General features: G+C 46.4%; 1 protein-coding gene. It reads right to left on the bottom strand.

Features of this window, described 5'->3' with window-relative positions; all coding sequences use genetic code 11:
* Positions 1–167: 167 nt before the first annotated feature.
* A complete protein-coding gene (locus ACSYSR_RS00135; RefSeq protein ID WP_489816496.1) occupies positions 168–15143 on the bottom strand; it encodes a DUF1542 domain-containing protein in 14976 nt (4991 codons plus the stop codon).
* Between the last annotated feature and the right edge of the window lie 119 nt (positions 15144–15262).

The following is a 15262-nucleotide window of genomic DNA, read 5'->3' on the forward strand; positions in this document are numbered from 1 at the left end:
CCAATCAAGCCACCACATCCATGGGTCCCAGCAAAAAAAGTCACAAACTATGTCTGAATAGTTTGTGACTCTTATAAAAATACCAAAAATCAACCAAAAAAGATCGTTCTCAAATCATTCAAAAATGATCGTCATCGTGATCAAAAAATGTACGTTTAATTTCTAAACTAATGATGATTATCTGCTTTGTTTTTACCTCCATTTACTTTTTGTCGTCCTAATTTCAATCCAAAACCAGTTAAACCGATTGAGAGACTCGCCAAAGTGACAGCCAAAAAAGTTAATGACTGGTGATCGGCGGTATCGATTGACCAAGTGGCCGGTAGGATCGTTTTGGCAGAAAACAAACGGTCTCCTAGCTGAATTCGGTCCTGCCCCTCTGGCAGAGGTAAAGACCGATTAGCAGTAGTCGCCACCTTGTTGGTTACCAAGGCTGATTCCAACTGGTTGTTGGTAGCAGATTGACTAGCCTGCAAGGTCAATTTGGTCAAATCAGACATCAAATTACGCAACAATTGGACTATTTGATCTAGCGTCTGGGCTTGACGAATTTGAGCGTTTGTCGTTGTCACTAACGATAACATCGTTTGTAACAAAACTGATTTTTGACCAGCAGATAAGGCTGAATAGCCGTTAATTGACTGGTCAGTTCCTTTCAATCCATCATAAACCTGAGCAAACCAATCTGCCTTTCCTTGGCCAAGTTGACTATTAGCGTGCTGGCCAAAGGCCAGCGCATTAAGATCATCTTGGACCAGCATTTCAGCAGCAACAACACTCTGAGCACCTTGCAATTCATTCAAGTACCAATCACGTTGGTCATTAACAGCTTCAATCATAGTCGCTTGTCCAGTTGGTGAAAGACTACGATCCTGCTTGATTTGATCAATCACTTGTGCCACTGCCGCTTCAATTTGATCAGTATAACCCTGTAGTCGCTCTCCAACCGACTGGCCACTATGGTGGACTTGGTTGATTGCTGCGACTGTTTCAGTGGTCATTTGTTCAACTTGGGTAGCTGTTTTCGCGGTGGCCAAATTTTGCTGACCAGTATTCCAACGGGCATTAACCTGATCTTCTTGCTCAGTTTTTTCCTGACCACTCAACGTTGGATCAGCATTAATGGCTTGGTTCGAATTTTTATAGGCCAGCAACAGTTGATAGTTAGCGCGATCGGTAGCCAAATTATATTCAACACTGGTCAAATCAGTGTTCAACTGTTGATTAGCCGCCAAGATTTGATCGGCATTAGTGGCGGCCATTCCAGCTGCCTGAGCAGCACTGACAGCCTGCTGTAACTGCTCGGTCAATTGTATCTCTTGATCAACCTTAATTTGACCCTTGGTTGCTGCAGCAGTGATAGCCAGTTGCACATTAGCACTATGATCCGTAATTTTTCCCATAAACTGATCACGTTGACCGCCGTTGCCCGTGATTGTTTGGCCAGGAACATAAATCTTTTGATTAGTCATAGTGCCGGTATCAGCTACCTGCTTAGCAGCAGTAGCATCAGTGGCACTATTAATTTGGCTAATGATTTGTGCTTCGCCTCGATCAATGGATGCTTTTTGGCGGTCTTTTTCTGCCTGCGACAAGGTTGGATCAGCATCAATTTGGTTCTTAACAGCTTGGTCATCCTGCTGTAAATTCACAATCAAGGCTTGCTTTTGGTCGGTAAGATTCTGACCCACTTGGTGAGCAGCTTGAATGACCATAATGCCATCGTCGGCGCTTTGCTGGGCCTTGGCAACAGTGGTTGTAGCTGCTAAGTCAGCTGTCATCTGTTGCAACATCGCCAGCCGGTTAGCTTGCTGAGCAGCCTTTGCATCGGGCAACAGGGTCACATCCCCATCAATTGCTGCCTGAACTTGACTATTAACAGCTTCCAACCGGAATTGCCCTTCTCGCTGGGCCAAATTTAAATCAATCATGGCTAATTTTTGATTCAAATCAGCCACAGCCTGGTTAACCTCATCGGCCGACTGAGCGGATTGAATTGCAGCGTTAGCCATCTTTTGTGCAGCCGTAACCTGATCGGTCAAAGCCGACTGATCACTTGACTGGATTTGGTCACTATTTTTGTCAATCTTTTGCTGTTCAACACTGATTTTATCCTGAACTGTTGCGCTAGCCGCTGCCCTTTGGTCAGCGACTGCTAACCCAGCCACGTGGATAGCTTTGAAGGCCTGTTGACCATTCATTACCATTGTATCCCCAGATTGGACTGTTATCACGTCCTGTAAAGCCTTCAAATTATTCGCCAATGCTTGCTGCACACTTGCCACCTGACGATTACGGTCTGAACTAGTCAGTGTTTTATCGGCATTAATTTGATCTACAACCTGGCTAGCGGTCGTCGTCAGTGCCTGTTGCCAATCAGCTAAATGACTGGCAACAGTTGGGCCTGGCTGATGGCTATCTTGAATCTGTTGGTTTCCCTCTGCCAAAGCACTTGCAAACTTGGATTGCGCTTGCTCGTCACCAAGGCCGACTGCCATAATCGCCGTCGTTGCTTGATTCAAACTCATCTGCACAGCTGCTAACTGGTCTTGTTCAGCACCAGTATCCAACGTTGGGTCATTTTCGATAGCTGTCTTCGTATCACTGGCATTTTGTTGCAGTTGGTGTATGACATTGTACTGAATATGTTGGTTACTAATTTTGATCAAATTTGTATGAAAATCAGCCAGCGCTTGATTGATTTCATCGGCTGATTGAGCAGTTTGAACAGCAGCAACAAAGACCTGTTTGTACTGGTCCATCAGATTATCAAGATAATTGCTTTCATCTGCAGTCAACGTATCATCGCTGCTAATCACATTATTAACCGTATTTAGGTCATTAGCCGCCGTATTGCGGACAGCTACCTGCTGGTTCAACAACGATGGTCCTGGCTGATAGACAGCATCAACCCTTTGCAAAGCTTGATTGGTCTTATCGACACCGTCCTGCACATTAATCGCAGTCCGAATAGCAGCTATTCCATCGATGAGTACTTGTTCAACCTCCTTTGTTTGCTGATCCTTAGCCGTCGCCGTTAAAGTATTGTCGGTACTAATGCGACTTTGCACCTTAGTTGACTCACTGGTCAAGCGGTCGATATAGTTGGCAGTTCGTTGTTGGATTGTTGGTCCATCGTTTGGTATCAGTGCAATAGCAGCTGTTCCATGGTTTAAAGCACTGGCTAAATTAGCCAGATTTTGCGCTGACAGTAACGCTTGTTGGTACAGGTTAAGCAATAACGTCACCTGGATACTTTGGGTATTCTTTTCAACATCCGACAATGTTTGATTATTCGTAATCACCTGCTTGGCCGCCAACTGAGCCTGGTCCAAGGCATGAAAATCAACAGCCTGTTGCCTCATCAATTGAATTTGATCTAAGCCCTCTTGGAGCGCCGTTTGGGCAGCCTGCAGATCATCAGCATTTTGAGCCTGATTAGCATTTTGAACGGCTACCTGTTGCAATGCAGTCACTTGTTTCTGCAAAGCAGCTCTCTCAGTACTGGTCAAAGACTTTTCTTGGTCAATATTTTCTCCAGCCTGATTAACTAAGTTAGTAATCAAGTCTAGGAGGTCTTGACGTTGTTGGTTGAGCGTTTTTTCAGCTGGTTGGTGTATTTGACCAATGGCCGTAATGTTTTGACGAACACCATTAACACCATCAGCCGCTGTCGTTGCCTTGGCTAATTGATTCAAGGCTGCATCTTTGGTCTGAGCCAACTGCGTCAGTTGGTCATGCTTAGCTGCTGCCGTCAATGAACTGTCGCCATTAATTGCGTCTGTAGCCTGATTTGTGGCATTTATAATCGCTTCAGTCAATTGTGGCCGACGATTATCGATGCTTTGCCCCGGTACATGTTGGTCTGTGACCGTCTGTTCAAAGGTCGTTTCAGCTGATTGAGCAGCAGCAGGTGTCGCAGCTGCAGCAATCTGCTGAAGTGCGCTTCGTTGCTGAGTCAAGACATTATCCTGTTGGACTTGCTTTTCGCTGTCATCCAAAGTTGAATCTTGATTAATCGCCTCAATTACCTGCTGGGCGCTACGATTAACTTCATTCGTTGAGATATCCTGTTGCAAGTCCAACTGCACCCCAGCTAAATCTTGGCTGAGTTGAGGAAGGTTGGCATTAATCTGATCGGCCGTCTGAGCGCTAGCCAATGCTTGGCTTATCTTCTCTTGAACTTTAGTCAAAGCTGCCGTAAGGGCAGCAACTTGTTCGTCCGTCAATTGGCCTTGATCTTTTGCCGCGGCAATTGCATCTGTGACATGCTGAATGGCATCGCTCGCCTGACTTTCTGCTCCTTGGCGCTGCTGGTCAACTGATTTTGCAGCAGGTTGATGAATCTGTGCGAGGGTTGTTAACCCAGCCGTCTGCAAGGCCGTCAACTGGTCAGCCGTTGTTGCCGCATCAATCTGAGCAATAATTTCTCCTCGAGCATCATTGACCTGCTGGACCTGCTCGTCTTGACCATTTTGACCTTCCTTGGTCAAAGAAGGATCCTGGTTAATGGCTGCTACCTGCTGGCCTGCGGCTTGATTAATGGCAAAACGAGCTTGGGCTTGCTGGATTTGTAAGGCTAAGTTTGCCAGGGTTAAAAGACCAGTCGCGTGCACAGATTGCAAATCATCAGCATCCATGGCTTGATCGATTTGACCTTGCAAATTGGTCTGCGCCTGCTGAATTGAATCCTGCAAAGCAGTTTCGTCAGTTGGTGCAACTTTTTCTGCCGCCAAACGGTCTGACAGTTGCTGAATTTGATTATTCAACCATGTTGCTTGACTTTGCTGCTGACTGACCACCGGTGTTCCAGCTATGTGGATGGCGCTTAGTGCCTGACTGGCTGATTCAATCTTCATGTTTAACTCGGTTGCCCGAGCGCTTTGATTCAACTGAGTATCACCCTGTTGCTTGGCTTGGTCCAAATTAGCCAGCTGCTGGGACTTTTGGCTACTCGTCAAGGTCTTATCCGCAACAATTGCATCCTTCACTTGACCGTAAAGCTGAGCCAAATTAGTGACTGCCTCGGCCTTTTGGTCCGCCAGCGAAACTGAATTTGGCACATGAATTTGATCTAAATCGTTCAAAGCTACACGTAACCGGTCAGCCAGTGCTTGCGCAGTGGTTTCCTCGTTTAAATCAGTTTGCGCCTGTTGCAATGTTTGTTGATTAGTAAGCGTTTCTTGATTAATTTGTGCCTGACTTAATGAATCGTCTTGATTAATAGCTGTTTGAACACCTTGTGACTTTTGATTAACCAGCTGCAGCGCGGCTGTAATCTGAGTCGCCAATGGTTGATCAACACTGGCCCCTTGGCCATCATCCGATTGCCGGTCTTTTTGCAATTCTTGGTCACCGGCTGTCAGCAAGTCAGCAATCGTTTGACCTGTCGACCCTGAATCCGCCAGGGCATCGTTTAATTTATCAGTGTACTTATTCAATGTGGCTGATAAAAGCGACTGCCGCGCTGCTTTACTACTATCTAAGATATTTGGATCAGCAATCACAGCTGCCGTTAACGAGTTTTGCATATCAGCCAATTTTTTCTGGGCATTTTGAACTTGGTCGGCTAAAGGAAGACCAGCAACGTGACTCGCATCGATTTCCTTTAACCCTTGCGTTTGAGCATCCAAAACATCCTGGGCATCAACAGTATTGGTTAACAAGTTGTTGGCAGCAGTCAGGGCCTGGTCAACGGCTGTCAACTGGTTATTGCGGTCTGCAGTGGTCAAAGTTTGATCAGCAACAATCGCTTGCCGAACTTGATCATGTTCTTCTTGGAACTTTTGCCGAGCCGTTGCCTGTTGGTTCTGGACACTTGGCTGCAAAACGTGCTGGTTTTGGATTGTGACAGTTTGCTGGGCCTGAGCATCTAAGACTGACTGAGCATCTGTCAAAGAATTAATCACTGCCTGAGCGCTTTTCAAGGCCGCCGCCACAGCCTGGCCCTGGCTCACCCGTTGTGCATTCGTCAAGTTTGGATCAGCTGAAATCGTTTGCAATAACTGGTTAGCCATGATGGCTAAACTATTATTGGCCTTTTCTTGCTGAGTGGCGATCGGCACACCAACTTGGTGAACACTATTGATTGCAGCAATAGTCTGATTCTTCAAATCTAGGATGGTTTGGGCATTTGAAGCATTTCCAAAGCCATCATCCAGTCCCGTCAAAGCAGCGGTCACTGCCTGTTGCTGACGGCTTTTATCAGCTGTATTCAACGTTTGATCATTGTCAATCGCTTCTTGAGCAGCCACGACAGCACTTTGGATAGCAGTCTTGGCGTCAGCGACTTGATCCGCAAGGGCTTGACCCGGCTGGAATTGCTCGGTAATGCTTTGTAAGCCAGCATTTGTCGCCGTCAAAATAGCTTGCGCATCTGGTGCATTGACCAAATTGGTTTGGGCGGTATTTAAGGCTGCATCCGCTTGCTGCATTTGGCTATTAGCTGTCGCTGTCGTCAATGTCACTTCGGCAGCAATTTGACCTTTAGTTTGGGCAAGTTGAGCAGCTAACTGCTTATTGGCAGCAACTCGCTGGTCAGCTAAGGAGCTCATGAGCACATGCGTGCTGTCAAGGTCATTGTGGGCTTTAGCAAGCAAATCGGCCAGTGATTGTGCATCTGATGCCGCACTAATTTTGTCATCATAGCTAGCCAAAACCGCCGCTAAGTCAGTTTTTTGTTCAGCCTTCTGCGCATCGGTTAAGGTTTGATCATGATCGATGGCTAACCAAAGACCTGTTTGATTACTATTGGAACCAGCATACTCGTTTAAATCAGTCTTAGCACTGGTCTGCTGGTCTCCTAGTGGTATCCCAACCTGATGATCCGCAACAATTTGTGAGCTGAATTGGTTCTGCAAATTTTGAATGCTATCGGCATTCTGGGCGGCTTGCAAAGCCTGCGTCGCATCGGCTAGATCATGATCAATAAGACCGCGTTGACTTGTTCGTTCTGCTTCAAGCAAAGTATTATCACTTGAAATCTCTTGTTTGGTATTCTTAGCTGTTTGAGTTAATTCATCAATGGCCCGGTTTTTTTGTGTACTTAGCTCAGTTCCACTGGTATGAGCGGCATCAATTGCCTTCAACCCAACATTCAAACGGTCTTGGACTGTTTGAGCATCCATCAACAAGGGTAACCCAAAACTAGCAACTGCCTGACCATGAGCCTCCTGAGCTGCCGCTTGTTGGGCTGATTTTTGTGTCGTTAACAGGGTTGTATCCCCGTTAATGGCGCCATTAACAGTCGAGAGTTCCTGTTTTAGTTGCTCCTTAGCAGCAGTAATTTGGTCAGCAACGGGCTTTTCACTAACATGGGTTGCGGCCAAAGTCTGATTTGCCTGTGATAACGCCTGGGCAATCGCCTCAGCGGTCGGTGCATTCTGTGCCGATAGCGATGCCTGTGCTGAAAGAACTGCCTGGGCTAAGTCATTGGCCTGACGCTGTTTATCGGCATTGGTCAATGTTGGATCGATATTAATCAAAGCCTTAAAGCCTTGCGCCAAGTTTTGCAACTGGTTCAACGCGTTAGACCGTTGATTTTCAATCGCTGTGCCGGTCACGTAGGCCTGTCGCATCGCTAACTGGGCATTCGTGACTGCATCCGCCACTTGCTGAGCACTTGCGGCCTTGTTCAAGATTGCCTGACCATTTTGGTAAACAGTTGCCAAATCCTGCTCTTGTGTCTGTTTGCTAGCGTTGGTCAACGTATCATCGGTATTGATTGAGTTGGTCACCACTGTATTTAATGTTTGTAGTTGGTTTAAGGCATTTTGCACCTGGGTTGCCAAGTCAGTCCCAACTACGTGGCTATTCATTATCGCCGTCAAACCATCATTTTTCGCTGCATCAATCTGGTCGGCAGTTTGGATGTCACTACCTTTAATCTTGGCAATGGCAGCATCGCGCGCGGCTTGCAAAGCAGACATTTGGCTATTAATTGTGGCCGTATCCAAGGTTGGATCCCTTTGCACGGCCGTTTGAATCTGGTTGGCTTCATCACGAAGCTTTTCAATAGCCGCTTGCTTCTGCAAAGCAATGTCATCACCCGTCTTGTAGTCGGTATCAATACTATTGACACCGTTGAATTGGGCCGTATTAATATCATCAGCTGTTTTTGCTTGGTTCACAGCTGCTACAGCTTGGTTATAATCATCATCAACTGCAGTCTTTTGAGTCGTCCGCTCTGTTTCATTGAGGGTCTCATCCTGGTCAATCAGGCCTTTAACCTTGGTGACTTCAGCCTGCAAAACACTAACAGCCGCCGCTTGTTGTTGACTAATTTCCTGACCACGTTGGTGGGCGGCCTGAACGTCTTGGATGGCCTGATTTTTATCAGCCTCGATTTGAGCGGCCTTGGTATCTGCACTGATTTTACTAATGGCCGCCTGAATAATTTGAGCCACAGCTTCCTTTTGACTCGCCTTTTCAGCTTGGGTCAGCGTTGCATCAGCGTTAATCGCTTGGTTGGTACTATCACTAGCCCCAGTTACAGCATTATTAGCTGAGGTTTGCTGATTGGTCACCGGCTGGCCGGTCTTGTGCAAAGCAGACAAAACATTTTGCACATTACTAATTGTGTTAGCAATCGTCTGTGCATCCGTTGCCGTTGTAATCTTTTGCAGTAACCCGTTGGCTGCAGTAGTAACGGCTTGACTCTGTGTTTGAACAGCAGAAACTGTCAATGTTTCATCGTTACTAATTTCGCTAATCACGGCTTTAGCTGCCTGATTAACGGCATTAGTGGCAACATTTTGTTGGTCAGACAATGGCGTTCCCGGGATATAAGCTGCCTGGATGGCTATTTTTCCAGCAGTTACAACATTTTGGATACTCTGTGCATTGGGCGTTTGATCAACTGCCAGAGCAGCAACCGCCTGGTCATAGGCATTGTTGACATTCGTCGTTTGAGTCTGGTTATCCGCCGTTAATAAGGTCTTATCATTGGATAAAGCCGTCAGCGTGGCAGTGTACTGCGCTTTGATGGCTGTCTGGGCATCCACTCGTTGACTATCGAGGTCCTTGCCGACAACATGTGAGTTGTTCAACTTCTGTGACCACGACATGAGGGTATCCGAAACTAATTGAGCTGAACCAGCATCATTAATTGCCTTCTGGCCCAAGTTATTGTTCGTATCTAAGACCGCAAGCTGGTTCGACTTAACGGCATCTGTCAGGGTCACATCCCCATCAATCGCCTTTTGAGTGGCTAGATAGGTCGCCTGTAATTGATTCAAAGCGGTTTGCTTTTGGTCGGCCAATGATTGGGCGGCTTGATGCGCATTTGCCACGTCACTGCTAGCCTGGGCTAGGCGATCAGCCAGTTGTTGCGCGTTCGTTTCCTGATTAAAATCAGCATTTGCTTGAGTCACCAACTTGGTCACAGTATCGCGCTGGGTCTGACGAGCAGCCTCGGTCAACGTCACATCATTGGTGATTGCCTGATTAGTTGACTTAGCCACCCCTGTTAAGTTTTGCGTGGCATTGGCGATTTGCGTTGGCAAATCCAGACCAGGCTGATGCAGGCGGTCAAGGTTCTTTTCTGCTTGAGTTAGGGCATCTTGCAAGCCCTGGGCAGAAGTCGCAGCAGTGGCCAAATTTGACTGCATTTGGGTCAGAGCAGTGGTAACAGCCCCTGCTTGGGCTGTTTGTGCTGAAGCAAGGAGCGTTGGGTCACTATTAATTTGTTTTTGAAGTTGGCGGGCATAGTCACTCAAAGAATCCTGGGCTTGCACTAACTGATCGCTGAGACTACTTGCACTTTTGTGATCAGCGTTCAACTGGTCTTGATACTGGTTTTGCAAATCAGCCACTGCTTGAGCAGTTTGAGCAGCTTGGAGCTTATTTTGAGCCGTTGCTAAGTCGGATTGCACTTGGTTGCGCTGATCTTCTTCCTGGCTATCAGTCAAAGTCTTATCTAAACTAATCGCATTGGCAACTTGACTTGCTAATTTTGTCAAGGCAGCTGTAGCAGCCTGCGCCTGGCTTGCAACAGAAGCACCCACTTGGTGATCTGCTTGAATAGCGGCCAAACCGGCTGCCTGTTGATTAGCCACGTCTTGGGCAGTTTGTGCTTTAACAATCTGCGCAACATAGGTCTTTAATGATTGATCAACTGCATCTGTTTGCGCGGTTTTAGTAACTCTCGTTAAGGTTGGATCGGCTGTAATATCGGCCTGAACCTGTTGAGCTTGGCTAGTCAAAGCAACCTGAGCAGCATTTTGTTGCTGGTCAAGCGCTTGGCCGGGCACATAGTCGGTATTTAATTGATTTTTAGCCTGGTTAAACTGGTCTAAAATTTCCTGAGCCGTTGTCAATTTGGCTAAATTAGCCTGGGCCTTTTGATAATCACTTTGGACCTGGCTTGACTGATTGGCCTTGACAGCATTCAAAAGCGTCACGTCACTTTGAATATCATTTTGCAAGTTATCTTGAACAGTCTTTAAGTTATTTTGGGCTGCGGCAATTTGATTAGCAATCGAATCACCGGATTGATGACTAGCTTGCAAATTATTCGTCTGCTGATTTAACTGGTCAGCAATCGCTTGAGCACTCGTTGCTTGACGAATTTGCCCTTGTGCGCTCTCGTCAGCGCTTGCCAATGCTGATTTTTGCTGGCCCGCAGCCGCATCTGTTAGCGTCTTATCGCCCACAATCGTCGCCAAGACTTGGTCATTAATCGTCTGCAATTGACTCAAGGCGTTTGCCTGTTGCTGATCAAGGGCTAGACCAGGAGTGTGCACAGCCTGCATTTGGTCACTGGCTGCTGCTTGATCGCTTTGAATTGCCTGAGCATTGTCGGCGGCCAGAATCGTTTCTTTAGCTTGCACCAGGATTTGGTTGACCTGATTAATCTGGCTTTGCTGCTGACTGGTCAACAAAGTTGAATCTTTGCCAATCACTAAGACCGCCTGTTGGGCCTGATCTTGCAAAGCACCAATAGCAGCCTGCTGCTGATCGGCCACAGCCGCCCCAACACGATGAGTAGCGGCAATATTAGTCAAAGCACTCGCCAAATCATCAGCTAACGTCTGAGCATTCTTATCAGCATTCACCGTTTCTTGAGCAGACTGAAAAGCCTGATCAGCATTACTAATTTGCAAAGACTGAGTAGCAGTATTCAAAGTTTTATCGGCACGAATGGCCTGAACTGTATTAGTATGCTGATCTTGTATGTTATGAATGGCCGCCTGTAACTGGCTGGCAAAATCAGTTCCAGCAACATGGCTAGCAGTCATCTTGGCCGTGGCATCATTGAGCCCGTTCAAAATGCTCTGCGCATCTGGGGCCTGACTGGCAGCTAGGGCAGCCTGACCGGCTTGATATGCCTGATCTAAGTCTGTCTGTTCAGCCTGCTTTTGGCTGTCCAAGAGTGTCGCATCTCCCTGAATAGCAGTTTGAATTTGCCCATTCGTGGCTTTTAGGGTAGCCAAAGCAGCCTGCCGCTGGCTTTCAATGTCTGCTTGTGGTTGGTGGGCAGCATTGATGAGAGACAAGGCATTAGCCTGGGCATCAGCAATCCCCTGGGCATCAGTGGCCTGTTCAATTGCTGTTTGCCCATTTTTTTGCGCAGTCAAGGCGACTTGTTGCTGGTCTGATTTTTGGTTATTCAAAAGGGTCCCATCTTTACTGATGGCCGCGACCACGGTATTTTGAGCGGTGGTTAGGGTATCAGTGGCCGCTTGTTGCTGCTCAGCCAATGGTTGACCACCTACATATACTGGCGCCAGTGAACCAATACCGGTTGTCTTGGCATCAAGGATTGCCTGGGCATCTGAGGCCTGGTTCAGACTCGCTTGGGCCTGGGTGTAGGCAACCTCTAACTGGGACAATTCACTTTGTTTTTCGCTATTCAATAGGGTTTGATCGTTTTTAATCAAGCCCTGGACCCGAGCATTCTCCTGGTCAAGCGCCGCCTGAGCCAAATTTCTTTGCTGGTCAACAGCAGTCGCAATCACATGTGTTTGATCAATGTTTAGTAATCCGGTCGTTTTGGCGTCAAGAATTGCCTGAGCATTTCCACTAGCAGATAGTGCCTGACTAGCTTGTTGATAAGCAGCTGCCAAGCTGTTTGTCTGAGCAGATTTATCAGCGGTGGTCAAAGTCTGATCTGCTTTAATTGCCATGGCCACTTGATTATTTTCATTATCAAGGATGGTCTGCGCCGCCTGACGTTGATCTATCAAACTTTGGCCACCAACGTGGGCATTGGCAATGTTGGTATCCCCTGTCTTGTTTTGGTCCAGAATTTCCTGAGCCGTCTTGGCAGCAGTCAGAGCAATCAGCGCCTGGTTATAGGCATCCTGGGCCACCTGTTGCTGCTGTTGTTTAGCCGCTGTAGTTAATGTCTGATCTTGGTTAATCGCCTTATTTGTATTAGCTAGATTTTGATTCAAATCTGCCTTCGCCAGGTTTTGCCGATCCGCAATTGCCATTCCAGTATGAAAAATCGACTGGAGGTTGTTAGAACCAGTTTGACCAGCGGCAGTAGCAGTAGCGCTGGTTAACGCCTCCTGAACAATTTTTTGCGCATTTAAATAAGCCGTCGCTAAATCCCCTAGCTCTTGGTCTTTTTCGGCTTGAGAAAGCGTTGGTTCCGCTTGAATGTTACTTGCAGTCTGCTGGTTAGTCTCTTTTAAAGCTGACAAAGCGCCCTGCTGGGCAGCTTGAATCGTTGTCCCAGGCTCGTATTGAACAGCAACACTTTGTTCGAATTGGGCTTCGGTATCCCAAATTGTCTGGGCTGTTTGCTGCTGCGCAATATTGGTTTTCGCTTCTGTCACAAGCTGATCAACCAAACCCTTTTGGTAGGTTTGCTGTGCCGTCGTCAGATCAGTATCCGCTTCAATCGTCTCTTTGGTAGTATCAGCTTTTTGCGCTAACTGATTCAAGGCATTGCGTTGTTGGATTGATAACGACAAACCAGGTGTATAAACCAAGTCAATGTTGTGAATTCCCTGAGCTAAGGCTTGTTTAACACCTTCGGCATTGGTCTGCTGACCAATACTACTAGTCACATTAGCAACATATTGAGCGACGTTTTTCAGCTGCTGACTCCGCAATGCCTCCAAAATCGTTGCATCAGTCTGAATGTTAGCAGCAATCTTTTGTCCTTCGCTCTTAATTTGTTCTTGAGCTGCAGTAATCTGGTCAGAAAGGGCCATTCCAGATACATGGACCGCTTGCAACTGTGCCTGTTCTGTTGCCATCAAATCAAGCAAGTGTTGGGCATCAACTTGGTTATCAATGTCTTGGTTCATTTGCTGAGCCAAAGCGTTCAGACTACTAACTTGACGTTCATGGTCCGCTTGAACAAGTGTCGGATCAGCATTGATTACGGCAGTAACTTGCACGACCCACTGACTAATTTGCTTTTTAGCGTTGCTTTTTTGGTCTGGCAAAGTAACTTTTGCTGGTTGATAAGCGTTCGCAAGCGCTGCTCGGTCTGCCTCATCATTTTTAGCTAGAATAATAGCATCGGCCGTCTGTGATTTCGTAATATTGCCCAAGATAATCCCGGCAGCAATATCGACATTTTGTTTTTCTTGAGCCTTTTCGCTATCATTCAAACTTGAATCTTGGTCAATGTTTTGCTTAGTTGCACTGACCAAAGCAGAAATTTCAGCATTGGCAGCACTTTGACGATTGGCAATTGATTCACCCGCTGCATGCAAAGAATTCCAGCCTGTGGAGGCTTGCACTTGAGCCGCAATCAAATCAGCAGTTTGCCAGGTATTACCCGTAACGGCTGCGGTAATAGCGTCGAGTGCTGCTTGTTTGGCCTTACTTACCTGGGTAATTTGATTCTCTTTTTGACTACTTTCAAGAGTGGGGTCTTGATTAATTTGATCGATAGTCATTTGGGCATTACTATTAATCTGAGCAACTGCCGTTGCCTGTTGCTTAGCAATGGCGGTCCCAGTCGTCCAACCTTGGACAATTTTTGACTGAATACTTTCATCAGCAGCTAATTTATTAATACTATCAGCGTCAGCAGCCGCATCAATTCGCGCAAATAAGGCGTCAACAGCAGTTGATACTGCTGAAGTTTCTTGCGTTTTTTCACTTTGCAACAGTGTTGGGTCGTTTTTAATTTGATTGATCGTTGCACTCGCCTGGTCCTGAATCGTGTTTTTCACGGCTTGGCGTTGATCAGGCAGACTTTTACCAGGTTGATAGAAGGCATCAATGGCAGCAATACCGGCGTTTTTCGCTTTATTATAATCAGCAGTTGTCTGAGCAGTGCTAATATTTTGTTCCGCTGTTGCTACGGCAGATGTAATCCGAGCTTGCTGCAAGGCCTTTTCGCTAATCGTCAACGTTGGATCCTGGTCAATGAGGGCGTTCACTCGGTTCTGCTCAGCCGTAATCGGACCAAAACCACCTAAGGTTGTGATCGCATTCTTAATATCGGCAGCCCGTTGGTTATTAACTTGTTGTAACGATTGCAAGACAAAAAAGTTATTAAAGGTATATTTTGGAAAATCACTACCATAACTTGGTTCAAAAGAAACACTGATTGAATTTTTGCTACCCAAATCCTGAGTATTACTTGGAACTGGCATAACAATGAGATTACCATAAGTACCGGCATTTGGTGTGTACTGTACTTTAACAGGATTAACACCATTAAAAAAAGGATGAATAGAATTATTACGACCACTGATAGCCAGGGGGCGAACATAAAGTAAGGTTACGTTAGGAACAAGCGTGTAAGTTATCTGACCGTTAACCCGCCGAACATATACATTGCGAAGCTGTACGTCAACTGACTCATCAACACTTGCCGCATTTGCCGCTCGTCGTTGATAAGGTAAATCAGTCCACTTCCCAATGGTGCCATCTAAGTCACTATCAAAGGATTCCACTTGAGCCTGTGTCGGTGACACATAGGAAGGATCAGATGGGACTTGATAGTAAACATAGCCATTATTACGTGAATCGTTAACGGTGGTCCAGCCAGCTTGTGGGTAGGATTGTGGAGCTGCTTCAACCTGGGTTTCGTTCACATTTAAGATTGGCGCCGCAACGAAGCCCCCAATTCCGAGGGTAAAGGCCGCAATCGCCGCAAAAAGCCAGTTCTTTCCAGCTTTATACATTTTATAACGTTGGTTTGTAACAATATTTTTGTGGTAATTCAACATTTGCCACACCTCTTTTAATATTCGAAATATTTTATATACAAATCCATTGTAACCCGTTTATCTAGAAAAGAAAAGCAAACATGCTAGTTTATAAGCGTTTAACGATTGTTTAGTTTAAA

It is taken from the genome of Fructobacillus sp. ESL1096 (assembly GCF_058511985.1).